Annotated in this window: 20 protein-coding genes; 10 read left to right on the top strand and 10 right to left on the bottom strand. The window is 71.9% G+C overall.

The genetic code is table 11. The annotated features are described in order from the left end of the window. Window positions 1-29: 29 nt before the first annotated feature. Genes PH203_RS19925 through lnt form a run of 3 tightly spaced genes read right to left on the bottom strand, consistent with a single transcriptional unit; the run spans window position 30 to window position 2994 of the window. On the bottom strand, window positions 30-839 hold the full coding sequence (locus PH203_RS19925; protein ID WP_289921512.1) for a 3-hydroxybutyrate dehydrogenase: 810 nt from the start codon (window positions 837-839) through the stop codon (window positions 30-32). Window positions 840-893: 54 nt separating this feature from the next. Further along, window positions 894-1373 carry an NUDIX domain-containing protein gene (locus PH203_RS19920; RefSeq protein WP_289921511.1) on the bottom strand — a complete coding sequence of 160 codons (480 nt, stop codon included), beginning with the start codon at window positions 1371-1373 and terminating at the stop codon, window positions 894-896. 10 nt (window positions 1374-1383) lie between these two features. Beyond that, window positions 1384-2994 (bottom strand): apolipoprotein N-acyltransferase, encoded by a 1611-nt coding sequence (lnt, locus tag PH203_RS19915; RefSeq protein WP_289921509.1) that lies wholly within the window; start codon window positions 2992-2994, stop codon window positions 1384-1386. 236 nt (window positions 2995-3230) lie between these two features. Between lnt and PH203_RS19910 the strand changes: the two genes are divergently transcribed. Then, a complete protein-coding gene (locus PH203_RS19910) occupies window positions 3231-4280 on the top strand; it encodes an O-antigen ligase family protein (RefSeq protein WP_289921508.1) in 1050 nt (349 codons plus the stop codon). 1 nt (window position 4281) lies between these two features. Here PH203_RS19910 and PH203_RS19905 read toward each other — a convergent pair whose 3' ends face one another. Both PH203_RS19905 and PH203_RS19900 read right to left on the bottom strand, forming a co-directional pair. Further along, the gene (locus tag PH203_RS19905) at window positions 4282-4827 is read right to left on the bottom strand and encodes a hypothetical protein (RefSeq protein WP_289921507.1); all 546 of its coding nucleotides are present in this window, start codon (window positions 4825-4827) and stop codon (window positions 4282-4284) included. Window positions 4828-4920: 93 nt separating this feature from the next. Next, a complete protein-coding gene (locus tag PH203_RS19900) occupies window positions 4921-5703 on the bottom strand; it encodes an aspartate/glutamate racemase family protein (protein WP_289921506.1) in 783 nt (260 codons plus the stop codon). A gap of 66 nt (window positions 5704-5769) precedes the next feature. On the opposite strand from PH203_RS19900, the gene PH203_RS19895 reads away from it, so the two are divergent. Next, a complete protein-coding gene (locus PH203_RS19895; protein ID WP_289921885.1) occupies window positions 5770-6939 on the top strand; it encodes a glycosyltransferase in 1170 nt (389 codons plus the stop codon). A gap of 4 nt (window positions 6940-6943) precedes the next feature. On the opposite strand, the gene PH203_RS19890 is transcribed toward PH203_RS19895, so the two are convergent. Beyond that, the gene (locus PH203_RS19890) at window positions 6944-8236 is read right to left on the bottom strand and encodes a TerD family protein (RefSeq protein WP_289921883.1); all 1293 of its coding nucleotides are present in this window, start codon (window positions 8234-8236) and stop codon (window positions 6944-6946) included. 310 nt (window positions 8237-8546) lie between these two features. On the opposite strand from PH203_RS19890, the gene PH203_RS19885 reads away from it, so the two are divergent. The 4 genes from PH203_RS19885 to PH203_RS19870 all read left to right on the top strand — a co-directional run bounded on the left by PH203_RS19885 (window position 8547) and on the right by PH203_RS19870 (window position 13351). After that, a complete protein-coding gene (locus PH203_RS19885) occupies window positions 8547-8984 on the top strand; it encodes a DUF6643 family protein (RefSeq protein ID WP_289921505.1) in 438 nt (145 codons plus the stop codon). A gap of 42 nt (window positions 8985-9026) precedes the next feature. Beyond that, window positions 9027-9854, top strand: coding sequence for an MOSC N-terminal beta barrel domain-containing protein (locus tag PH203_RS19880; RefSeq protein ID WP_289921504.1), 828 nt, complete (start codon window positions 9027-9029; stop codon window positions 9852-9854). 241 nt (window positions 9855-10095) lie between these two features. Beyond that, window positions 10096-10701 (top strand): hypothetical protein, encoded by a 606-nt coding sequence (locus PH203_RS19875; RefSeq protein WP_289921503.1) that lies wholly within the window; start codon window positions 10096-10098, stop codon window positions 10699-10701. Between the two features lie 202 nt (window positions 10702-10903). Then, a complete protein-coding gene (locus tag PH203_RS19870) occupies window positions 10904-13351 on the top strand; it encodes a right-handed parallel beta-helix repeat-containing protein (RefSeq protein ID WP_289921881.1) in 2448 nt (815 codons plus the stop codon). Window positions 13352-13416: 65 nt separating this feature from the next. Here the strand turns inward: PH203_RS19870 and PH203_RS19865 are convergent, their stop codons facing one another. Beyond that, the gene (locus tag PH203_RS19865; protein WP_289921502.1) at window positions 13417-15711 is read right to left on the bottom strand and encodes a hypothetical protein; all 2295 of its coding nucleotides are present in this window, start codon (window positions 15709-15711) and stop codon (window positions 13417-13419) included. Between the two features lie 291 nt (window positions 15712-16002). Here PH203_RS19865 and PH203_RS19860 point away from each other — a divergent pair, with 291 nt between their 5' ends. Both PH203_RS19860 and PH203_RS19855 read left to right on the top strand, forming a co-directional pair. Further along, window positions 16003-16833 carry a DeoR/GlpR family DNA-binding transcription regulator gene (locus tag PH203_RS19860; RefSeq protein WP_289921501.1) on the top strand — a complete coding sequence of 277 codons (831 nt, stop codon included), beginning with the start codon at window positions 16003-16005 and terminating at the stop codon, window positions 16831-16833. Between the two features lie 51 nt (window positions 16834-16884). Then, a complete protein-coding gene (locus tag PH203_RS19855) occupies window positions 16885-17370 on the top strand; it encodes an SRPBCC family protein (RefSeq protein WP_289921500.1) in 486 nt (161 codons plus the stop codon). 163 nt (window positions 17371-17533) lie between these two features. Here PH203_RS19855 and PH203_RS19850 read toward each other — a convergent pair whose 3' ends face one another. Then, entirely contained in the window at window positions 17534-18658 is a 1125-nt protein-coding gene (locus PH203_RS19850) for a PLP-dependent cysteine synthase family protein (protein ID WP_289921499.1), read from the bottom strand. Window positions 18659-18991: 333 nt separating this feature from the next. On the opposite strand from PH203_RS19850, the gene PH203_RS19845 reads away from it, so the two are divergent. Next, on the top strand, window positions 18992-19315 hold the full coding sequence (locus tag PH203_RS19845; protein WP_289921498.1) for a hypothetical protein: 324 nt from the start codon (window positions 18992-18994) through the stop codon (window positions 19313-19315). Between the two features lie 187 nt (window positions 19316-19502). Then, window positions 19503-20066, top strand: a complete 564-nt coding sequence (locus PH203_RS19840; RefSeq protein WP_289921497.1) for an ATP-binding protein — start codon at window positions 19503-19505, stop codon at window positions 20064-20066. Between the two features lie 83 nt (window positions 20067-20149). Here the strand turns inward: PH203_RS19840 and PH203_RS19835 are convergent, their stop codons facing one another. Continuing rightward, window positions 20150-22588: an FAD-dependent oxidoreductase gene (locus PH203_RS19835; protein ID WP_289921496.1), complete on the bottom strand. Its 2439-nt coding sequence runs from the start codon at window positions 22586-22588 to the stop codon at window positions 20150-20152. A 217-nt stretch (window positions 22589-22805) separates the two neighbouring features. After that, window positions 22806-23768 carry an ABC transporter substrate-binding protein gene (locus PH203_RS19830; protein ID WP_289921495.1) on the bottom strand — a complete coding sequence of 321 codons (963 nt, stop codon included), beginning with the start codon at window positions 23766-23768 and terminating at the stop codon, window positions 22806-22808. Window positions 23769-23775: the final 7 nt, after the last annotated feature.

The raw sequence follows: 23775 nt of genomic DNA, 5'->3' as shown, positions 1-23775 counted from the left end.
CTTGTGGGAGACCCGGCGCGCCCCACGGCTCAGTGCGCCGTCCAGCCCCCGTCCATCACCAGGGACGTGCCGGTCACGAAGGACGCCTGCGGGCTGCACAGGTACGCCACGGCCTCCGCGACCTCCTCGGGCTCGATGAGCCGCTTGACCGCGCTGTCCTGGAGCAGCACCTCGGTGAGGACGCGTTCCTCGGGGATGCCGTGCGCCCGGGCCTGATCGGCGAGCTGCTTCTCGACCAGGGGGGTGCGCACATAGGCGGGGTTCACACAGTTCGAGGTGACGCCATGGGGTGCGCCCTCCAGGGCGGCGGTCTTGGAGAGTCCCTCCAAGCCGTGCTTGGCCGCCACGTACGCCGACTTGAACGCCGAGGCCCGCAGACCGTGGACCGAGGACACATTGACGATCCGGCCCCACCCCTGCCCGTACATATGGGGCAGGGCGCCCCGGAGGAGCCGGAACGGTGCCTCCAGCATCACGGTGAGCACCGTGTGGAAGACCTCGGGCGGGAACTCCTCGATGGGGCGCACCAGCTGGAGCCCGGCGTTGTTGACGAGGACATCGGTGCCGGCGGCGGCGAGTTCGGCGGCGTCCAGGTCGGTCAGGTCGAGGACGTGCGGCTCCACGGCGCCCGCGAGACCCCGGGCCCCGTCGGCGAGCTCCTCCAGGCCCCGTGCGTCCCGGTCGACCGCTCTGACCTTCGCCCCGGCGGCCGCGAGCCGCAGCGCGCAGGCGCGGCCGATGCCACTGGCGGCGCCGGTGACGAGAGCGGTGCGGCCGCCGAGGTCGAGCGAGGACAGGGGTGAGGAGGCGCGGTCCTGAAGGGCGCTGGGCGGGGTCATGGTTCGACCCTAGGCAGCACCCCTGGCTCGCCCCATGTGGTCAACGCCCATACTTCATTCGAAACTCATGGGCTCGAACCATGTGGGTTCATCGGACAGTGCTTGTTTGATCCGGAACAGTTGGCGTTCCCCCATGGACGGCAGCGCGTCCACCTCGAACCACCCCACCTGCAGCGACTCGTCGTCGTTCACGCGCGCCTCGCCGCCGACGGCCCGGCAGCGGAAGGTGATGTCCATGAACTGGCACCTGTCGCCGTTGGGGTAGGTGACCTCCGAGCCGCTCCGGACCAGGACGACCCGCTCGACGACGCAGTCCACGCCCGTCTCCTCTTGCACCTCGCGCACGGCCGCGGCCGCGGGCTGCTCCCCGGGTTCCGGGATGCCGGAGATCACCGTCCACTTGTGGTTGTCCGCGCGCTGCCCCAGCAGGACCCGCCCCGCGTCGTCGAAGACGACGGCGCTGACGCCGGGCAGCCACAGCAGCTGGTGCCCGGCGGAGGCCCGGATCTCACGGATGAAGTCAGGAGTAGGCATACTCCTGACCCTAACTGGCCGTTCCCGCCCGCCTGTTGCGCAGGCCGGATCCGATCGCCCAGCCGAGGCCGCCCGCGGCGACCAGTACCAGGAGCATCTCCGGCAGGATGCCCAGCTTCGTGGCGGGCGTCTGCGAGGAGCGCAGCGGCACCTTCTGGACGAGGTTGTCGGCGACGAACATGCCGGTCTTCTGGGTGATCCGTCCGTCCGGCATGATGATCGCGCTGACGCCGCTGGTCACCGGCACGGTCACGGTCCGGCTGTGCTCGACGGCGCGGACCCGGGACATGGCGAGCTGCTGGTAGGTCATCTCGCTGCGGTCGAAGGTCGCGTTGTTGCTGGGTACGGAGATCAGCTGGGCGCCGTCGGTGACCTCGGAGCGCACGGCCCAGTCGAAGGCCGCCTCGTAGCAGGTGACCAGGCCGACCTTGGCACCGGCCATGGTGAACACGCCCGGTTCGGTGCCGCGGCTGAAGTCCTGGCGGACCATGGACGTCCACTCGCCGTTGATCGCCCCGATGAGCGAGCGCAGCGGGAGGTACTCGCCGAACGGCTGGATCTGCCGCTTGTCGTAGGTGTCCGTCGGGCCCTTCACCGGGTCCCACAGGATCTGCTCGTTGTAGAGCTTGCCGTCCCGCTCGACGACTCCGCCGACCGAGATCGGCACACCGATCGCCCTGGCCGCCGTGTCGATGACGTCACGCGCGTCCTCGTTGGCGAAGGGGTCGATGTCGGAGGAGTTCTCGGGCCACAGCACGAAGTCGGGCCTGGGCTTCTCGCCGGCCTTGACCTGGGCGGCCAGCTTCTCGGTCTCGCGCGCGTGGTAGTCGAGGACGGCCCGGCGCTGGGCGTTGAAATCGAGTCCCGCGCGGGGCACGTTGCCCTGGATGACCGCGACGGTCGCGGTGCCGTCCTCGGCCTTGTCGCTCACCAACGGGCGGGCGGCGACGGCGCCGATCACGGGGGCGGTCAGGCTCAGCAGGGCGACGGCGGCCGCGGACCGCCGTATCTCCTGGCCTCGACGCTTCTCCACGGCCAGACGGACGACGTCGTACAGCCCGAAGCCGCACAGGACGACCGCGAAGCCGAGGACCGGGGTTCCGCCCACCGCGGCGAGCGGCAGGAAGACACCGTCGGCCTGGCCGAAGGCGATCTTGCCCCAGGGGAAGCCGTTGAACGGCACGCGCGCGCGTGCGGCCTCCCCTGCGATCCACAGGGCGGCCGACCACAGCGGGGCGCCGGGCAGCTTCGACACCGTGGCGATGCCCGCGCCGACCAGTGCGACGAAGACCGCCTCGATCACCACGAGGGCCAGCCAGGGGCCGGGGCCGACCTCCACGCCGGTCCACACCAGCAGCGGCAGCAGGAAGCCGAGGCCGAAGAGGTAGCCGAGGCCCAGGCCCGCCTTCCAGCTGCGGCCGCGCAGCACCCAGCCGAAGACGGCGAACGCCGGCAGGGCGAGCCACCACAGGGTGCGGGGCGGGAAGCTGACGTAGAGCAGCACTCCGGAGAGCGCGGCGGCGAGAGCCGGGACGAAGCGCTTGAGGCGGGCCGCGCGGGAGGCGGGCGCTGCCGGCTGCTGCTGGTCCGACTCGTCCACGGATGTTGCGGTGACGGTCACTCCGGGAGTGTACGGCCGGTGACCTCGGCGCCGACAGCGCGGTCGGATCGGTGGCACGGGACGCCCGCGCCCGCTCCTGACGCACCCGTCCTGCGCAACGCGTCCACAAAACGCCCATCACCCGTTACCGTGACGCCGGAGCCTTTGTCGTACCGCCGGTCAGGCGGCTGTACGACCTGGGTCCGGCACAGGTCGCGGGGGCGACCGGTTCGGGGGGTCGGGTGGGGTCAACGGGGATGACGTCTGCGGCCGGTCCGGCGGAAGAGGGCGACAGACGAAACGTTTCGGACGCGACGGGTGTCGTGGTGCTCGGGGCCTGCGCCGGCTGGTCCCTGATCACGGCTGCCGTGCACGACGGCCGCCCCGAGGGCGTGCTGCTGGCCGTCCTCGCCGTGGCCGCCGGCTATGCGGCCGGACGGATCTGCGGAGCGATCCTGCCGGTCGCGGGGCTGGGCGCGGCGGCGCTCACCGGGGTCGCTCTCGCCGCGGCCGCCCCGCATCTCTCCGCCGGTCCCGAGGTCGTCGCACCGCTCGGCCACGCCGGCGCCACGGCCGCCGTCCTGGTGCTGGCCACGGGCGCCGCGTGCTGTGCCGCCTGGGCCGTACGGGCGCCTGCGCTGCGGCTGGGCCTACGGGTCCTGGCCGTCGGGATCATGGTGACCGCCGCGGTCCTGGGGTCGGTCGGCGGCTCCGCCGCCTGTGCCGCGGTGCTGCTGAGCTCGCTCGCCGCCGGCCGGATGCGTCATCACCGGGCCGCGGGCTTCGCCGGACTGTTCCTGGCGTCGACCGCCGTGACCGGGCTGGTCTGGGCGGTCGCCGGCCGGGCGGTGCCGGAGGGGCTCGCCGTGTCGCTGGAGGGGCAGCTGACCCGGCAGCGGATCGAGCTGTGGCACGACGCGCTGCACCTGGCGCACCGGGACGCCGCCCTCGGCGTGGGTCCCGGACGCTTCGGCGAGCTCAGCACCACGGCGGCCCAGACCCTGCAGTCGGACGGCAAACCGCACTCGGCGCCGCTCCAGCAGGCCGCCGAACAGGGCGTTGTCGGTGTGGTGCTGCTCGCCGCCGCCTTCTGCTGGCTGCTCTACACGCTGTGGCGCTCCCCTCGCCCCACTCCGGTCGCGCTCACCGCGGGCGCGGCGCTGACGGCACTCGCGGCGATCGCCGCGGTCGGCAACGCGCTCAGCTTCACCACGGTCTCGGTGGGCGCCGGACTGCTGGCCGGGCTGGCCACGGCCCGCCCCCTGGCCGACGACGGACGCCCGCGCGGTGACCGGCCGGCTCCGTGACTCAGTGCGTCGTGCCGTGGGCGCGCGGGTGCAGTCGGTCCCTGATGATCTGCACGGCCGCCTCCGCGTCGTCCACGGTGATCGTGAACGTGTGCCCGTCCCACAGCCGCAGCACCACGCCCTCACCACGGCGTACAACGACGGCGGTGCCCTTCTCGGGCCGCCAGCGGTAGCCCCAGCCGCCCCAGTGGCGCGGGGTGATGTGGGCGTCGACCTCGGCACCCGCCACGTTCGACAGCAGGATGCGGCGGCGCGGCAGACCCATGTGGCCGCAGCGCACTTCGAGGGACTCCTCGTCGACCTTGAGCGCGACGTGCACGAAGGCCAGGGTGCCGAAGAGGACGAGCAGACCGGCCGCGATGCAGCCGACGACGGCCATCGCGAGCGGGGCGATGCCGGAGGTCCACGCCGAGTCGACGGCCAGCTCGATGCCGAGCGCCATGCACGCGGCGCCGACGAGCGCCAGCAGCCACTGGACCCGGTTGGTGGCGCGTCCGGTCCAGACGTCGGGATGCGGCGTGTTCTCGCCGTGGGGGTGGTCCCTCATGACTACGAGGTTACTCAGGATTCGCCGTGCGGGTAGCGCGTAGCGAACGCCGGGTGGGCCGGTGGGCTGACCCGTCCCTTTTGTCACGCTCGGTCAGTGGGCGGGGGCGACCGCCTGGAGGAGCCGGCCTTCCTCGTACGCCAGCGCGGCCGTGGGCAGCGTGCCCTCGCGTCCGCTCAGCAGGACGGTGAGGGTGCCGCCGGCGGCCTGCGGGGCGGGCTGCTCGCCGATCCGGCGCAGCGCCTGGGCGGCGACGGCGCCGGCGGAGGCGTGCAGGACGAGCGGCGCGGTGCCGGGGCGCTGGACGGCGGCACGGATCCGCTCGGCGACGAGTTCGTAATGGGTGCAGCCCAGGACGACGGTCGTCACATCGTCGGGGGTCAGTGCGGCAGCCGCGGCGACGGCGGCGTCGATGGCCGCCTCGTCGGCGTGCTCCACGGCCTCGGCAAGGCCGTGGCAGGGAACTTCGGTGACGGTGACCCCGTCGGCGAAGTCCTTGATGAGACCGCGCTGGTAGGGGCTGCCGGTGGTGGCGGGCGTGGCCCAGATCGCGAAGGGTCCGCCACCGGCCGCGGCCGGCTTGATCGCCGGGACGGTGCCGATGACCGGCAGCGCGGGTTCCAGGAGGGTGCGCAGGGCGGGCAGCGCGTGCACGGTGGCGGTGTTGCAGCCGACGATCAGCGCCGCGGGCTCGTGCGCGGCGGCGGCCTCGGCGACGGCCAGGGCGCGCCGGGTGAGGTCCTCGGGAGTCCGCGGTCCCCAGGGCATGCCGTCGGGGTCGAGAGAGAGGACGAGATCGGCGTCGGGGCGCAGCCGCCGTACCGCGGCGGTGGCCGCCAGCAGGCCGATTCCGGAGTCCATGAGCGCGATCTTCACCCGGCCACGATAGACGATGCGCCCTTCCGGGCCGGTCCTGTGGGGCACACTGCGCACGTGAGCGCCATGACGTGGACCGCCGCCGCTTCTCTCGCCGCCTGGCTGTGGCTGTTGCTCTGCCAGGGCTTCTTCTGGCGCACCGACGTCAGACTGCCCGAGCGCCGGGAGCCGGACGACTGGCCTCACGTCTGCGTCGTCGTCCCCGCGCGCGACGAGGCCGCGGTCCTGCCCGCCAGTCTTCCGTCGCTGCTGGCCCAGGAATATCCGGGGCGGGCCGAGGTCTTCCTGGTCGACGACGGCAGCTCGGACGGCACCGGGGAGCTGGCCCGGGAACTGTCGCGGCGGTACGGCGGACTGCCGCTGACCGTCGGCTCGCCCGGCGAACCGCCCCCGGGCTGGACGGGCAAGCTGTGGGCGGTGCGGCACGGCATCGGCCTGGCACGCGCGCGTGAGCCCGAGTATCTGCTGCTGACGGACGCCGACATCGCGCACGAGCCGGAGAGCCTGCGGGAGCTGGTCGCGGCGGCCCGCACCGGCGGGTTCGACGTCGTGTCCCAGATGGCCCGGCTGCGGGTGGAGAGCCTGTGGGAGCGGCTGGTGGTGCCGGCGTTCGTCTACTTCTTCGCCCAGCTGTATCCCTTCCGCCGGATCGGCAGGAGGGGGTCGCGGACGGCGGCCGCGGCGGGCGGCTGTGTGCTGCTGCGCGCGGAGACCGCCGAGCGGGCCCGGATCCCGGACGCGATCCGGCACGCCGTCATCGACGACGTGGCTCTCGCGCGGGCGGTCAAGGGCGGCGGCGGTCACATCTGGCTGGGGCTGGCCGAACGGGTGGACAGCGTGCGTCCGTATCCACGCCTGCACGACCTGTGGCGCATGGTCTCGCGCAGTGCCTACGCGCAGTTGCGGCACAGCCCGTTCCTGCTGACCGGCACGGTGATCGGGCTCGCGCTGGTCTACCTGGTGCCGCCGGTCGCCCTCGTCGTCGGGCTCGCCGCGGGCGGTACGACGACCGCGGTCCTCGGCGGCCTCGCGTGGCTGGTGATGACGGGGACGTACGTCCCGATGCTCCGCTACTACCGGCAGCCGCTGTGGCTCGCTCCCCTGCTGCCGTTCACGGCGTTCCTGTATCTGCTGATGACCGTCGACTCGGCGGTCCAGCACCACCGGGGGCGCGGCGCGGCCTGGAAGGGCCGCACCTACGCGCGTCCGGACGCCGTGGTCGGCGACGAGAGCTGATCCCTCACTTGCGGCCGGGGGTCCAGTTCATGCCCCAGCCGTAGGCGTAGTCGACGGTGCGCTGCGGGCTCACCCCGCGCTCGGGCACCAGATAGCGGGCCTCGCGCTGGACGACGAGGTCGGAGCCGGTGTTGGTGATCAGGGCGAGCGCGCACACCGTCGAGGGGACGGTGCACTCGTCGAGCGAGAAGTCGATCGGGGCGCCGTACTGCGGCTGCAGGGTGACCGTGGCGTGCAGGTCGGCGAAGGAGCGGGCGCCCTCGTAGATGGTCACGAAGACGAGGATGCGCCGGAAGTACTGCTTGTGGTCGAGATTCACGGTGAGGTTCTCGCCACTGGTCACGGCGCCGGTGCGGTCGTCGCCGTCGAGATGGATGAACGGCGGCTGGTGCAGTGAGCCGAAGGCGTTGCCGAGGGCCTGGACGACGCCCTTGCTGCCGTCGGTGAGCTCGTACAGGGCGCACAGGTCCAGGTCGAGGTCGTTGTGCATCGCGACCGGGCGGCCCAGCTTGCTCGCCCAGCCCGAGAACTGCTTGCGGACCTCCCAGTTGAGGTTCACGCGCATCGCGCCCGAGGTGCCGCCCTGCTTGGTCAGCGAGACCGACGGGGCCGCCTTGGTGAGCGTGACCTTGGTGAGCCGGACCGGCTGGGCGGCCGGGGGTGCCGGCGGGGCGGCCGGAGGCGGCGGCATGGTCACCGGCGGGGCCGTGACCGCGGGAGCGGGGACCGGAGGAGCGGTGACCGGCGGGGCCACCGGGGCGGGCGGCGCCGCCTGCTGAGGTTCGTCCACCGTGATCCCGAAGTCCGTGGCCAGCCCTTCGAGCCCGCTGCTGTAGCCCTGGCCGACGGCACGGAACTTCCAGCTGCCCTGGCGGCGGTAGAACTCGCCGAGCACGAAAGCGGTTTCGACGGTGGCGCCCGCGCTGTCGAAGCGGGCGGCCACGGTGCCCTGGGCGGCGTCCTTGACCTCGATGTAGAGGCCCGGCACCTGCCCGAACGACCCGCCGTCACTGGAGGCGGCCAGGACGACCGTCTCGACGGCGGGCTCCACGCGCGCGAGGTCGACGAGAAGTGTGTCGATCACCCGGCCGCCGACGTTCTGCTTGCCCTCGTGGCGGACGGCGCCCGAGGTGTGCGCCGGCTGGTTGTAGAAGACGAAGTCGCCGTCGGAGCGGACCTTTCCGCCCACGAGGAGCAGCGCCGACGCGTCGGCGTCGGGTACGCCCGGTCCCGTGCTCCAGCCCAGTTCGACCCGCAGCGCCGTCGTCGGCACCGGAGTGTTGGACCCTTTCGACATCGACATGTCCGCCCCCATCACGTGTCGCCGCGCCAGGCATGTCCCGGCAGCCCATTGGTTCTCTACAGGTGGTTCTCTACAGGGCCAACCTATTCCCCGCGACCGCGAACTCCCATGAGGTGCACAGGAAGATCGCGCTCCAACCCCCGGTAACCCGCCCGGAACTCGGCCTTTACAGGATCTGAACCCCTGTCCCCGTCCTTTTTTGCCGAGTTCGCTCGCATTGGGAGTCCGGTGCCACTGCCGACACGGAAAACAACCCTCTTATCGGTCTCCCCAACCAGCACATCGTGGGCTTAACTTATGTGCCATGACCTCCCCCCGCTCCACTTATGGCGGCGGCTACTACTCCGCCTCCTTCCCGGACACTCCGATCTACGACTCCCTCGTGGCCGAGCGGGGCACCCCGCAGATCGCCCCGATCCGGGTCCCCGCCGAGTACGCCATGCCGAGCAGCAGCAACCTGCCCGCGCTGCCCTCGGCACTGCCCGCCCTCCCGGCGGGTCCGTCCCAGCCCTCCTACGGCTACCCGCAGGCGCAGCAGCCCTCACCGCTGCAGCAGGCGCCGGCCGCGTACATCCCGCAGCAGGCCGCCGCACCGCGCGGTTATCCCGGCCCCCAGCCCCAGCAGCCCCGTCCGGCGGCGGCGCAGGGCATGGGTTACGAGGCGATGCGCCCCGCGGCGCCCCGTCCGGCCCCGGCCCCGTACCAGGACCCGTACAACAACCAGCAGTACCGCGGCTACTGAGCCCACCCCTGGACTCCGCGTGCCACCTGGCACGATGTCCTCATGGGGAATGCGCAGCTGCTGTCGATCCATGTCCATCCGGTCAAGGCGTTCCGGGGTCTCGCGCCCGGGAGTGCCGAGGTCGAGCCCTGGGGGCTGGCCGGGGACAGGCGCTGGGCGCTGATCGACGACGGGGGAAAGGTCGTCACGCAACGCCAGCAGCCGCGTATCGCGCTTGCCGCCGCCGAGCTTCTGCCCGGCGGCGGCGTTCGCCTGTCCGCGCCCGGCATGGCGCCGCTGGAGGTCCCGGTGCCGCGGCCGGTCGGCACCGTGCCGATGGAGATCTTCCGGGACAAGGTGGAGGCGGTGCCCGCCGAGGACCCGGCGGTGCACGCCTGGTGCAGCGCCTATCTGGGCGCCGACGTCCGTCTCGTGCACATGGACGATCCCGCCCGCCGCAGGCCCGTCGACCCCGACTACGCGCTGGAAGGCGAGACCGTCTCCTTCGCCGACGGCTATCCCCTGCTGCTCACCACGACCGGTTCCCTGGACGCTCTCAACTCCTTGATCGCGCAGGGCGATCACGCCGCCGAGGGCCCGCTGCCGATGAACCGGTTCCGGCCCAACGTGGTCGTGTCGGGCACCGACGCCTGGGCCGAGGACGACTGGTCGCGCGTCGCGATCGGTGACGTCGTCTTCCGCGTCGCCAAGACCTGCGGGCGCTGTGTCGTGACCACCACCGACCAGAGCAGCGCCGAGCGGGGCCGGGAACCCCTGCACACGCTGGGACGCCACCGGCGCTTGAGCGGAAAGCTGGTCTTCGGGCAGAACCTGGTGCCGCAGTCCCGCGGCACGATCCGCGTCGGCGACCCGGTGGAGATTCTCGGCTGAATATTGAAGGTTCACCAAATCGCGGATCAAGAAGCCGAAGACGCAGGAACCCGAAGACGCAAGAAGCCGAAGATCCACAAAAGCGCCGCGATGCGGGAACCGGGCGCGGGGGCCTGCGCGTTGGGCATCGTGAGAAGTTCATGAGAGGCCCCGGTCCGGTGATTTCGCTCTCTCTTTGACCGGGTCCGCGCGTGAACGGCTCCGCCGCGGGTTATCACGGAGCGGGAAGGGGGTGCGGACGGTGCGAGCGATCAGCGGACTCTGGCGCTGGCGGCACAATCCGCTGCGCCGTGCGACCGACCTGGCCGAGGCCTGGGTCGCCCTCGCGGCCCTGCTGCTCATCCTGGTCGTCACACCCGTGGCCGGTGTTCTCGTGGGCGGCGTCGCCCAGGACGCGCTGCAGGATTCGGTCCGCAACCAGCGCGCGTCCCGCCACCTGGTGACGGCGACCGTGAACCGCAAACTGGACCGCTCCCCGCTGGACGCCGATCCGGAGACCTCCACCGGACGTGAGCTGCGCACCCGCGTCCTGGCCCACTGGACCGCACCGGACGGCACAGCACAGCACGGCTCGGTCATGGCGAGCCTCAAGGACCCGCGCAGCGGAGACCGGTTCACGATATGGACGGACGCCCAGGGCCACCTGGTGGCCCGCCCGCTGGACTCCGCGACGGCCACGACACACGCCGTCCTCGCCGGGTTCGGCGCGGCGCTGCTCGGTACCGGCCTCATAGAGACCGCCCGTCGGCTGATCGTCTGGCGCATGGTCCGTCGCCGGTACGCGCGTTGGGACCAGGCCTGGGACCGGGCGGGTCCGGACTGGGGCCGGACCGGTACCGGCAGCTGACAGCCTTCCGGCTCTGGTCAACCCACCACCTGCGCGCACGCTACGGTGGACCGGCCGAACTTCTTCGGCAGCACGAGACCCGCGCGCGAGCGAGCTGTTGGGACGTGCCGGTGCGGGATGCGCGAGCACCCTCGGTACCGGCGGTGACGCCCCGTCAGCGAGTGAGCCCATGAGTACCGCACAGTGGGGGCACGGCAACGCCATGGCACAGGGCACGGTCCAGGTGACGCACACCGGCACCTCGCGGTGGCGGCGCCGCACGGGTGAGTACGCATCGCTCGCCGCCGCCCTGGAGGCCGCGGCCGACGGCGACGTCCTCACCATCGCCCCCGGCACCTACCGGGAGAACCTCGTCGTCCAGCGGGCGGTGACCCTGCGCGGCCCCGAGGGCTCCCCCGGCTCGGTGCGCATCGCGCCCGCCGACGGGGTGCCGCTGACCGTGTGTGCCTCGGCGGTGGTCCAGGACCTGCATGTGGAGGGTCAGGACGCGGCAGCGCCCGCCCTGCTCGTCGAGGAGGGCACTCCGGAGCTCATCGACATCCGCATCGTCACCCGGTCCGCGGCCGGCATCGAGGTGCGCGGCGGCGCCCGTCCCACCGTGCGGCGCTGCACCGTCGACAACCCGGCCGGGATCGGGATCGCCGTGGTCGACGGCGGGGGCGGGGTGTTCGAGGAGTGCGAGGTCGTGGCGGCCGGCCAGTCCGGGGTCGCGGTCCGCGGCGGCGGGCACCCCCGGCTGGAGCGCTGCCGGGTGCACCACGCCTCGGGCGTGGGTCTGTCGGCGACCGGCGAGAACTCCGCGCTGGAAGCGGTGGGTTGCGAGGTCTACGAGGTCCGCGGCAGCGGTGTCCAGGTCACCAACAGGGCCACCGCGCAGCTCACCGACTGCGGTGTGCACCGCACCAGCGGCGACGGCGTCACCCTCGACACCGACGCCGTACTCACCCTGGCCGACTGCCGGATCCACGACATCCCCGAGAACGCGGTGGACCTGCGCTCGCGTTCGGTCCTGACGCTGACCCGCACGACGGTGCGGCAGTTCGGGCGCAACGGACTGTCGGTGTGGGACCCGGGCACCCGGGTGGACGCCAACCAGTGCGAGATCTTCGACAGCACCGGCGACTACCCCGCGGTGTGGGTGAGCGACGGGGCGACCGCGGTGCTGGACTCCTGCCGGGTGCACGACGTGCCGGACGCGCTGTTCGTCCTCGACCGCGGGTCCCGCGCGGACGTCGTCGACAGCGACCTCTCCCAGGTGCGCAACACGGCCGTGTCGGTGAGCGACGGCGCCACCGCACAGCTCGACGACTGCCGCATCCGCGATGCCGCGACCGGCGCCTGGTTCCGGGACCACGGCAGCGGCGGCACGCTCAACAACTGCACGGTGGACGGCACCCAGACCGGGATCATCGTCACCAAGGGCGCCGACCCGACGATAGAGCGCTGCACGGTCGACTCCCCCGCCGAGGCCGGGTTCTACGTCTCCGCGGGCGGCCGGGGCAGCTTCCTCAACTGCCGGGTCACCGGCAGCGGCGGCTACGGCTTCCATGTGATAGACGGCTGCCGTACGACGCTGAAGAAGTGCCGCACGGAGCGGTGCACCCGCGGCGGCTACGAGTTCGCCGACGCCGGCCCGGACTCCGGATCGGGCACGGGCCCCGTCGTCGAGGACTGCACGAGCGACGAGAGCGCGGGGAGCGCGGGCATGAGGACGCCCGCCGCACCGGAGACGGCCGTACAGACGGTGAGCCAGTCCCCCGGTCTGCTCGGCTCGATCCCCGGGCAGCGGGCGGCCGAACAGGAGCCCCCGGCCGCCCCGGCCGAGCCCGAGAAGGCCTCCCGCACCTCCCAGGCCGTCATGGGTGAACTGGACGCGCTGGTGGGCCTGGAGAGCGTCAAGCGCGAGGTGCGGGCCCTCACCGACATGATCGAGGTCGGCCGGCGGCGCCAGCAGGCGGGCCTGAAGGCGGCCTCGGTCAAGCGCCATCTGGTCTTCACCGGCTCCCCCGGCACCGGCAAGACGACCGTCGCCCGTCTCTACGGCGAGATCCTCGCCGCTCTCGGGGTCCTGGAGAAGGGCCATCTCGTCGAGGTGTCCCGCGTGGACCTGGTCGGCGAGCACATCGGCTCCACCGCGATCCGCACCCAGGAGGCCTTCGACCGGGCTCGCGGCGGGGTGCTGTTCATCGACGAGGCGTACGCGCTGTCGCCCGAGGACTCCGGCCGGGACTTCGGCAAGGAGGCCATCGACACCCTGGTGAAGCTGATGGAGGACCACCGGGACGCGGTCGTGGTGATCGTCGCGGGCTACACGGCCGAGATGGAGCGGTTCCTCTCGGTCAACCCGGGTGTGGCGTCCCGCTTCTCACGGACCATCACCTTCGGCGACTACGCCCCCGACGAGCTGCTGCGGATCGTGGAGCAGCAGGCCGAGGAGCACGAGTACCGGCTGGCCCCGGGCGCCCCCGAGGCGCTCCTCAAGTACTTCACGGCGATCCCGAAGGGCCCCGCCTTCGGCAACGGCCGCACCGCCCGCCAGACCTTCGAGGCCATGGTTGAGCGGCACGCGAGCCGGGTCGCCCAGGTCGAGGAGCCCAGCACGGACGTCCTGACGCTGCTGTTCGAGGAGGATCTGCCCGCGCTGCCTTAGGAGTTGGCGCCATCCGGCGGTGACGCCGGTCGGTCCACGGCAGCCTGCCGAGCGGCCGGCCTCCCCTACCGCTGCGCCGGTACGTCCGGCCGCAGCCGGCCCAGCAGCTTTCCCCGTTCCTCGGCGAAGGCCGGGTCGGCCTGGTAGTCGGAGTGGCCCAGGATCGGTGCGGGCAGGGGGTGTTGGTCGGTGCGGCCGTACGCCAGCGGGTCCGCGAGCGGGGCGTGGTCGACCTCGGGCCCGCAGTCGCCGGGCAGCCGGACCGGGCCGCCGATGGGGTCGGTGAGCCGGTACAGGTTGCGCCAGCAGGCGACGTCGTGGTGCAGGGAGCTCAGTGCCGCAGGCCCGAAGTGGGCCGGGAACCAGCGGCCGTAGAGCCGTTCCAGCGGGGAGCCGTACGTCAGCAGCGCGACCCTGCGGCGGTCCGACGGGGTCAGCTGCCAGGCCGCCGCCGCGGCGAGGACGCTGCCCTGGGAGTGCCCGGAGATGACCAGGCGGCCGCCGGTGGCCCGGGTCCAGGTGGCCATCCTCCAGGTCAGGTCGGGCACCGCGCGCTCGGCGTAGCAGGGCGGCGAGAAGGGGTGGGCGGCGCGCGGCCAGAAGGTGCCGACGTCCCACAGGATGCCGATGGTGCGGCGCGCGGAGGGGTCCTTGTAGGCGCGCCGCCCCCAGGTGACGAACAGTATGAAGCCGACCCCGATCAGCCAGGAGCCCAGCGCCTGCGCGGTGTCGGCGGCGCCCTGGACGAAGGCGTACGACGTCTCCCCCGCCTCGGCCGGGGTCTTCTCGGTGACGAGGGCGCCCACCAGCGCCGCGGCACCCAGCAGCAGGGTCGTGGCGGAGGTGACGGCGACGATCAGCGGGGCCCGGTCGGTGAGGCCGGCCAGGGCGCGGGTGGTGGCGATGCTCCGGGTGCGGGCCCGGTCCTCGGGCTCGTCGGGGTAGGCGGCGGCCACGGCGTCCAGCTCGGTGCGGCGCAGCAGCCAGGTGCGCCGGCCCAGCCAGCCGCACAGCACCAGCAGCACCACGATGAGGGGCGGGATCACGGACGCCTGCCAGGTCAGCAGGACCGGCGGTCCGGCGATGGAGGTGCCGGTGCCGTCGAGCCAGTCGGCCACCCGCTGGGAGACACCGCCGGACATCACTCCGCCGAGGGCGCAGGCCAGCATCGCGACGGCGGGTCCGCCCAGTCCGCGCATGGCGGCGCGGCGGTCGGGGTGGGTCGCGTGGAGCAGGCGGGCCACGACGGCGAGGACGATCACGATCAGCCCCTGCCCCAGGGCGATCCCGCCGAAGGTCGCGTCGCCCGGCAGCCGCCCCGTCGACTCCCACCCCGGGCGGTCCCAGCCCGCGTAGAGCAGGGTCAGTGCGAGCACGCCGAGCGCGGCGAGCGGCAGACGTCGTACGAGATGCTCGTCGAGCTCGCGGTCGAGGCGGTGCTCGCTGCGGCCGCGGCGGCAGACCACCCAGATGACCGTGGCCGCTCCGGCGGCCAGGGTCACGGTCAGGAGGTGGCCCAGGGTGTCGAGCACGACGGGACCTCCGGCGCGGCGGTCGAAGCGGGCCGCTGCCGAACCCACGGCCGCGGCGATGGTGAGCAGGGCGGCGGCGGTGTGGGCGGCGCGGAGGCGGGCCACCAGGCGGCGGCCGTACCAGAAGCCGGGGCGGCCGAGGGCGGTACGGGCGTTGTCCTCGTCGAGCTCGGAGGGGTGGGAGAGCGGCTGCTGGGACTCGTAGGCGTTCCAGGTGCGGTGGGAGAGGTACCACAGCAGGCAGGTGAGCAGGGTGGGGAGGAGTGCGGCCAGGGCGAGGCGGCGACCGGGGCCGCTCCACCAGCCGCCGTTCGAGACGGTCGGTGACAGGAAGCCCAGCCAGGAGTGGCGGTCGGCGCACGCGGAGTTGCCCGCGCACTGCCAGGCCGCCAGGTCGAGGGCGACCTCGCAGACCGCGGCGACCAGCAGCACCGTCAGGGACAGCGCCGCGAGCCGGACCAGCAGTCCGTACAGCCGGACGGTGCGGGTGCGGCCGCGCGCGGCGGGGCGCATCCAGTGGGCGAGGTTGACGACCATGAACGGCAGCAGCAACAGCCACAGGGCGCGCGAGGCGTTGCCGGAGGTGAGGTTGCACCAGACGTAGGCCTCGGGGACCGGCTCACCGCGTGATCCGTCCCGGCGTGCGGTGTCGGCCCCGGCGTCCTCGGCGCGCCGGAAGACGGCCGCGGTGTCGTCGCCGGTGATCCGCACGGTCCGCGGATCGTCGAGCATCTTCTCGGGCGTCGTACCGCCCACCCCGTGGACCAGAAGTTCCAGTGCGGAGCCTTCCGGCCCGCCTGTCGAAGCATGTTCCTGCGCACGTTCCACTGTTCTGCACTTCCCCCGTGACACGCCGTCCGCCCATGCAGGTGCGGGCTCAAGGATCTCCGCTGGGGCCGCGCCGCACACCCCTCGTCACGGAATCTCCCCGATCCGGGTGACCGGCAGGGAAACGGAGTGGCTGCAGTGACATGCGCGCGTCGTGACGGTCGGTGGCGCGACCGGTACCGTGCCGTGCGAGGATGGGACGTCCGCGCACCGGGACCGGGGGGAATGCCCTTGTCGGAGCGGGTGCGCAGGGCGTGTCGGACAGGTGGCGGCGAAAGGACCGGAGCGTACGTGAGTGAGAATCAGAACCTCCTCGCGGAGCAGCGGCGCGCCCTCATCCTGGACGAGGTGCGGCGCCGCGGCGGTGTCCGGGTCAACGAACTGACCCGGAAGCTCGGCGTGTCGGACATGACGGTGCGCCGCGATCTCGACGCGCTCGCCCGGCAGGGCGTCCTGGAGAAGGTGCACGGCGGCGCGGTCCCGGTGGTCGAGGCGAGCACCCACGAGCCGGGTTTCGAGGCCAAGTCGGGCCTTGAGCTGTCCGCCAAGGAGGACATCGCCCGCGCGGCCGCCGAACTGGTGGCGCCGGGTTCCGCGATCGCTCTCTCCGGCGGTACGACGACGTATGCGCTGGCCCATCATCTGCTGGACGTGCCGGATCTGACCGTTGTCACCAACTCGGTGCGGGTGGCCGATGTCTTCCACGCGGCGCAGCGCACCACGGGCCCCCGTCAGGGTGCGGCCACGGTGGTGCTGACCGGCGGGGTGCGCACGCCGTCCGACTCGCTGGTGGGTCCGGTGGCCGACCAGGCGATCGCGGCGCTCCACTTCGACGTGCTGTTCCTCGGGGTCCACGGGATATCGGTCGAGGCGGGTCTGTCGACGCCGAACCTCGCGGAGGCCGAGACCAACCGGCGTCTGGTGCAGTCGGCGCGGCGGGTCGTGGTGGTCGCCGACCACACCAAGTGGGGCACGGTGGGGCTGAGTTCGTTCGCGGCCCTCGATCAGGTCGACACGCTGGTGACGGACGCGGGGCTGCCGACTCCGGCGCGCGAGGAGGTCGCCGAGCATCTGCGGCGCCTGGTGGTGGCGGGCGAGTCCGGTGACGGTACAGACAGCTGACTGAGCGTCAGTTAGGGTGTCACCCCTCTGTCGTCACCCGGGGGTGTGACCGTGGCTCACCGACTGCGTGCCGTGGGGCTCGACTTCGTCGAGGTCGCGCCCGTACGCATGGTCTTCGCCCGGGAGATGGCCGCGGGCCCGGAGGCGGTCTACCGGGCCCTCGCCGACGATGTGCCGGGCTGGCCGGAGTGGTTCTCCGCGGTCACCTTCGCCCGGCCGACCGGTGACGGCTCGACGCGCGAGATCCATCTCAGGGGCGGCGGACGCTTCCAGGAGACGATCATCGCGGCGAAGGAGCCCGAGGTGTACGCGTACCGCGTCGACGTGGCCAACACGCCCGGGGTCCGGGCCTTCGCCGAGGAGTGGCGGCTCACCCCCTCGGGGACGGGCACCCATGTGCGCTGGACGTTCGCCATCGACGGCACGGCCCCCATCCGCTTCGCGGTGAAGCTCGCGAGCTCCGGGCTGGGGCGGGCGTTCCGGGGCGCGGTCGCCGAACTGGACCGGCGTCTGGCGGCCTCCGAGGGCCCGTCCTAGCGGATCCGGTGGAGCCGACTGCGGTTCGGCAGCGCCCAGAAGGCGTGCAGGGCTGGATACATCAGCAGCTCCGTATGTATCAGCAGCTCCGGCGCGGTGCGCGACCAGCCACGACGGCGCCGCAGCCGACCGACAGCCTCTCGCCGCACTTCCAGCGGAGCGCTCAGCAGGGCCAGACCCCGGTCTGCAGGAACGACTCGATCGCCTCGGCGTACGGCTCGATGTCCAGGCCCTGTTCGGCCAGCCAGGCGTCCGAGTAGTACTTGTCGAGGTACCGGTCCCCGGGATCGCACAGCAGCGTCACCACGCTCCCCCGCCGCCCCTCGGCCACCATCTCGGCGACGATCTTCAGTGCGCTCCACAGCCCGGTGCCGGTCGAGCCGCCCGCCTTGCGGCCGATGGCCTGTTCCAGCGCCCGTACGGCGGCGACGCTGGCCGCGTCGGGGACCTTCATCATCCGGTCGACGGCACCGGGCACGAAGCTCGGTTCCATGCGGGGGCGGCCGATTCCCTCGATGCGGGAGCCGCAGTCGCAGGTGACGTCCGGATCGCCGGTGGTCCAGCCCTCGAAGAAACAGGAGTTCTCCGGGTCGGCGACACAGATGCGGGTGTCGCGCTGGGTGTAGTGGACATAGCGGGCGAGGGTCGCCGAGGTGCCGCCGGTGCCGGCCGTGGCGACGATCCACGCGGGTTCCGGGAACCGCTCCAACTCCAGCTGGCGGAAGATGGATTCGGCGATGTTGTTGTTGCCGCGCCAGTCCGTGGCCCGTTCCGCGTAGGTGAACTGGTCCATGTAGTGGCCGCCGGTGTCCACCGCGAGCCGGGCGGACTCCTCGTACATCTTGCGGGAGTCGTCCACGAAGTGGCACCGGCCGCCGTGGAACTCGATGAGGCGGATCTTCTCGGCGCTGGTCGTGCGCGGCATGACGGCGATGAAGGGGACGCCGATCAGCCCCGCGAAGTAGGCCTCGGAGACGGCCGTCGAGCCGCTGGACGCCTCGATCACCGGGCGGTCCGGCCGGATCCAGCCATTGCACAGGCCGTAGAGGAAGAGGGAACGGGCGAGGCGGTGCTTGAGGCTGCCGGTCGGATGGGTCGACTCGTCCTTGAGGTACAGGTCGATGCCCCACCGCTCCGGGAGCGGGAAGCGCAGGAGATGGGTGTCGGCCGAGCGGTTGGCATCGGCCTGGACCTTGCGGACGGCCTCTTTCAGCCAGTCGCGGTAGGCGGCGTCGCTGCGGTCGACGTCGAGGGTGGCGCCGGTCCGGATCTGCTGGGGGGTGCTCACGGCAGGGCTCCTTACGCTGAGCGCCGGCGGCGGGTCGCGCGGCCGACGCCCCGATCATAAACACCTTCCGCACGCTTCTCACCTGCATAAACACACCTTTGAGCGCCTCAAAGGCCACCCTGGGGGACGGGCTCCGCAGTGCCCCGGGGGCGCATTCGGACAAGTGCTCCGGGCGCGCTCGGCGGGGGTGGCATGCGCACTGGTGCTCGACGCCGGGTGCGGGCAGACTGCACCGAACGGGACGCGCAGGTCCCGGACGGGGGCGCACACTGGATCATGCGACGAGCCGGATCACGGGCCGGCACACCGAGAACGCACGAGGGGGCGGGGAGCATGGCGGAGCCGGAGTTCACAGCCACGGGGGTGCGGATCGGGAAGCGGCTGCGTTCGCTCACCCGGGCCGGTCAGGTCCGGATCAGCGACGGCCGGGTGGAGCTGCTCACCAGCTACGGCAGCGAGATCGACAGTGCACCGGTGCAGGCGGTACGGGCCTCCAAGCCCTGGTTCGCCCCCGACGACCGGGCCCTTGCCGACCTCAACGGCAAGCGGTACCTGCTGACCCTCGGTGATCACGACCCCGCACCGGGCGAGCCGGGCCCACCGGCGGCACGCCGGTTCATCGAGGCCGTACGGAAGGCCGCGGGACGTAACGGGTGACTCACCGCGAGTTGCGGTCATTCGCCCCCTGAGTCACGCTGTTCTCACGTCACTCTGGGTTTACCGGCGATAACGCTGCGAACCAGCCCGCCGGGCATGGCAGCAGGTGGCCGTTCCACCAGGCGCCCTGCTGGATCGATCCGAACTCCGTGTTCTTCCGGACCTCTTCAGTCGGGGAGTCGCAGCCGTGATCAGTCACCCAAGCAGGCACTGCACGGTAGAGCTCCAAGCCCTGCCGTCGCGGATCGGCCAGGTGCGCAGAATCGTCTCTGCACAGTTGCGCTACTGGCATCTGGACCCCCTCATAGACCGGGCGGCGCTCGGTGTGACGGAGCTGCTCACCAACGTCCACCGGCACGCCCAGCCCGACAAGATGTGCACCGTGGAGATCGAGCTGCTGCTCGGCCGGCTCATGGTCTCCGTGCACGACCACGACCCGCGTCTGCCGGTCGTGGAGGACATGCCCGACAGCCTCCTGGAAGCCGAGGGGCTCGCCACGTGCGGGCGCGGGCTCGCCATGGTCGCCGCCGTCAGCGAGAGCTGGGGGGTCCGGCCGGACGGGGAGTCGGGCAAGGTCGTCTGGTTCGCCCTCTCCGCGCCGGCCGCCACTCCGGCCGCCTCGGCGCGTCCGGCGCGTCCGCCGCGGCGGCTCGCCGGCGAGAAGAGCGGCCGGGTCCACGCCGAGGTCGACCACGCGGTCGACGGCCGCAGGGCCGAACACGCTCCCGCCCGGTCAGCCGTTGTCGGCTGACCGGGCGGTGACAGGTCTTCCGGCCTTGTCCCTCCGGCTCTCCCCCGGGCCGTCACGGTCACCGGCGATGCTCCTCGCCGTGGCTAGCCGCGCAGGCGGGACATCGACGGGTCGAACAGGGGCTCCTCGGCGACGACCGCCTCGATGCGCTGGTCGAAGTAGCCGATGTGCAGGGAGGTGCCCGGCGTGGTGAGTTCGGTGGGGAGCCAGGCGTAGGCGATGCCCTTGCCGATGGTGTAGCCGTAGGAGGCGCTGGTGACATAGCCGACCGCGCGGTCGCCGTCGTACACCGGTTCCTTGCCCAGGACGACCGACCGCGGGTCGTCGATGGTGAGGCAGGTCAGCCTGCGCCGGACGTTCTCCTTGCGGCGCGCCAGGGCCTCCTTGCCGATGAAGTCGCCCTTGTCGGGCTTGACGGCGAAGCCGACGCCGGCCTCGTAGGGGTCGTGCTCGTAGGTCATGTCGGTGCCGAAGGAGCGGTAACCCTTCTCCAGGCGGAGGCTGTTGAAGGCGCCGCGGCCCGCGATGACGCCGCCGAGGGGCTGCGCCGCCCGCCAGAGGGTGTCCCAGAGCTTCTCGCCCTGGTCGGCGGTGGTGTAGAGCTCCCAGCCGAGTTCGCCGACGTAGCTCAGCCGCATGGCCGTGACCGGGACGCTGCCGATGTAGGCGCGCTTGGCCCGGAAGTACTTCAGGCCGTCGCCCGAGAAGTCCTCGTCCGTCAGCGGCTGGAGGACCTCGCGGGCCAGCGGGCCCCACAGGCCGATGCAGCAGGTGCCCGGGGTGATGTCGCGGACCTGGACCGTGCCGTCGGCCGGGAGGTGGCGGGTGAGCCAGTCGAGGTCCAGGTTGCCGTTGGCGCCGACCTGGAAGAGGTCGCGGGCCAGCCGGGCCACCGTGATGTCGCTGCGGATGCCGCCGTCGTGGTCCAGCAGGAGCGTGTACGTCACCGAGCCGACCGACTTGGCGACCTTGCCGGTGACCAGGCCCTCCAGGAAGTCGGCCGCGCCGGGGCCGCCGACCTCCAGGCGCTTGAGGGCCGTCATGTCGTACAACGCGACCGTCTCGCGGGTGGCCTGGGCCTCGGCGCCGACGATCGGGGACCAGTACCGCGCCGCCCAGTCGCCCGGGGTGGGGATGGAACGGCCTTCCAGCAGGCCCGCGTTGGCCTCGTACCACTGGGGGCGCTCCCAGCCGTTCGCCTCCAGGAAGAAGGCGCCGTGCCCCTCCTGGCGGGCGTAGAAGGGGCTCTTGCGGAGGGGGCGGGGGTCGCCCGAGGGCTGGAGGGGGTGGAGGATGTCGTAGACCTCGACGAAGTTCTGGCAGTCGCGGGCCAGGACGTACTCCGGGGAGAGCTGGTGCGGCTCGAAGCGGTTGACGTCGCACTCGTGGAGGTCGAAGGACGAGCAGTGGCCGTCGACCAGCCATTCGGCCATCGCGCGGCCGACGCCCGCGGAGTGGGTGACCCAGACCGCCTCGGCGACCCAGAAGCCCTTGACGTCCCTCGACTCGCCGAGCAGCGGGAAGTTGTCGGTGGTGAAGGAGAAGAGGCCGTTGATGCCCTCCTCGACCTTCGCCTCGGCCGTCGCCGGGAGCAGGGACTGCGTCTCGGTCCAGGCGGGCTCGAAGTCCTCCTCGGTGAATTTCAGGACCGACGGCATCTCGGCGGCCTCGTCGAAGGAGAGGATGTCATCGGCCGATATCGGCATCGGGCGGTGGCCGTAGTAGCCGATGCCGATGCCGTCGAAGCGGTCGCGGTAGTAGAGGTCGGCGTCCTGGTGGCGCAGGATCGGGCGGACCGCCTCCTCGGTCTGGCCGGCGAGCGCCGGGACGGGGCCCGTCCAGGCGAGCTGGTGGGCGAGCGGGGTCAGCGGGAGGTTCATGCCGGCCATGCGGGCGATCCGCGGGCCCCAGATGCCCGCACAGCACACGACGATGTCCGCCGGGAGCTCGCCCTGGTCGGTGCGGACGCCGGTGACCCGGCCGTCGCTCTGCAGGACGTCCAGGACCTCGTGGCGGGCCAGGAACGTCACTCCGCGCTCGGTGGCCCGGCGGATCTGCGCCTCGACGGCGAGGACGGCCTTGGCGAGGCCGTCGGTGGGGACGAGAAGGCCGCCGAGGACCTTGTCGCGGTTGACCAGGGGGTGCTGCTCGACGCATTCGTCGGCGCTCAGCAGCCGGCCCTCGACGCCCCAGGCGGTGAGCCAGCCGTGCCGGCGCCGCAGTTCCACCAGGCGCTCGGGGGTGGTGGCCACCTCCAGGCCGCCGACCTGGAGGAAGCAGGGCTTGCCGTCGACGTCGAGTGAGCAGAACTTCTCGACCGTGTAGCGGGCCAGTTCGGTCATGGTCTTGGAGGAGTTCGCCTGGAAGACCAGGCCGGGGGCGTGGGACGAGGAGCCCCCGGTGGCGGGGAGCGGGCCCTGGTCGACCACGGTCACCTCGGTCCAGCCGCGCGCGGAGATCTCGTCCGCGAGGGCCGCTCCCACGACACCCGCTCCGATGATGACCACTCGGGGTCCCGCCATCGCCGCACCTCCGGTCTGAAAACCAGTCGAGCCGATCGAGTTGCTGTCTGCGCAACATGATTCAGGTTGCGCAACTCAATGTGCCTGCCGCGCTGATGGGTGTCAAGGGGGCCGGGACCTCGGGGAACACGCCGGAGACACGGCAATGCCCGGTGGGCGGTGCGCACCGTGCGCGCACCGCCCACCGGGCATGTTCGACCGGCTTGTGACCTGCGGATCACTTGATCCAGGCGTCCACCTTGGCGCGGTTGGCGTCGACCCACTTCTTCGCCGCCGCCTCGGGCGTCATCTTGTCCACCGCGATGTACTTGGCGACGGTGTTCTGATCGTCGTTCGTCCAGGTGAAGTTCTTGACCAGGTCATAGGCGGGGCTGCCGGACTTGGCGAACCTGGCGCTGACGATCTTGTCCAGCTTGTACACCGGGTAGTCGCAGTTCACCTTCTCCGCGTCGGCGTCGCAGCCCGACTTGTACTCCGGCAGCTTGACCTTCTTCAGCGCCACCTCGGACATGAACCACTGCGGCTCGTAGAAGTAGCCGATCACCCATTCCTTGTTCTTCTCCGCCTTGCGGAAAGCCTGGATGAGTGCGGTCTCGCTGCCCGCGTACACCACCTTGAAGTCCAGCTTCAGGTTCTTCACCAAGGCCTCGTCGTTGGTGACGAACGACGGGTCCCCGTCGAGGAGCTGGCCCTTGCCGCCGGACTCCGAGGTCTTGAACTTCGCCGCGTACTTGTTGAGGTTGTTCCAGTCGAGGATGTCCGGGTGCGCCTCGGCCAGCCACGGCGGCACGTACCAGCCGATGAGGCCTTCGTTGCCGGTCGGGCCGGCCTCGACGGCGGTCTTCTGGTCGGTGATGTACTTCTTCTTCAGGTCGTCGTGGCCCCAGTTCTCCACGACGGCGTCGACCTCACCCGTTCCGAAGCCCTGCCAGGCGATCTCTTCCTTCAGGTCCTTCGAGGTGACCTTGCAGCCGAGGTCGTTCTCCGCGACGTGGGCGAGGACCGCCGCGTTGGCCTCGTAGCCGACCCACGGGTTGACCGCGAGGTTGAACGTGCCGCACTTGCCTGACTCACCCGAGCCGCCGGCGCTTTCGTCGCCGACCTTCGCCCCGCCGCAGGCCGTCACGGTGAGGCCGAGGATCGCTATGCCGGCCGCGCCGGCTCGCCAGTGTCTTGCCATGGTGTGG

The organism is Streptomyces sp. S.PB5 (genome assembly GCF_030403745.1).
Taxonomy (GTDB): domain Bacteria; phylum Actinomycetota; class Actinomycetes; order Streptomycetales; family Streptomycetaceae; genus Streptomyces.
Note: the sequence above shows the minus strand (reverse complement) of the source record. Positions and strands in the feature narration are given on the sequence as shown.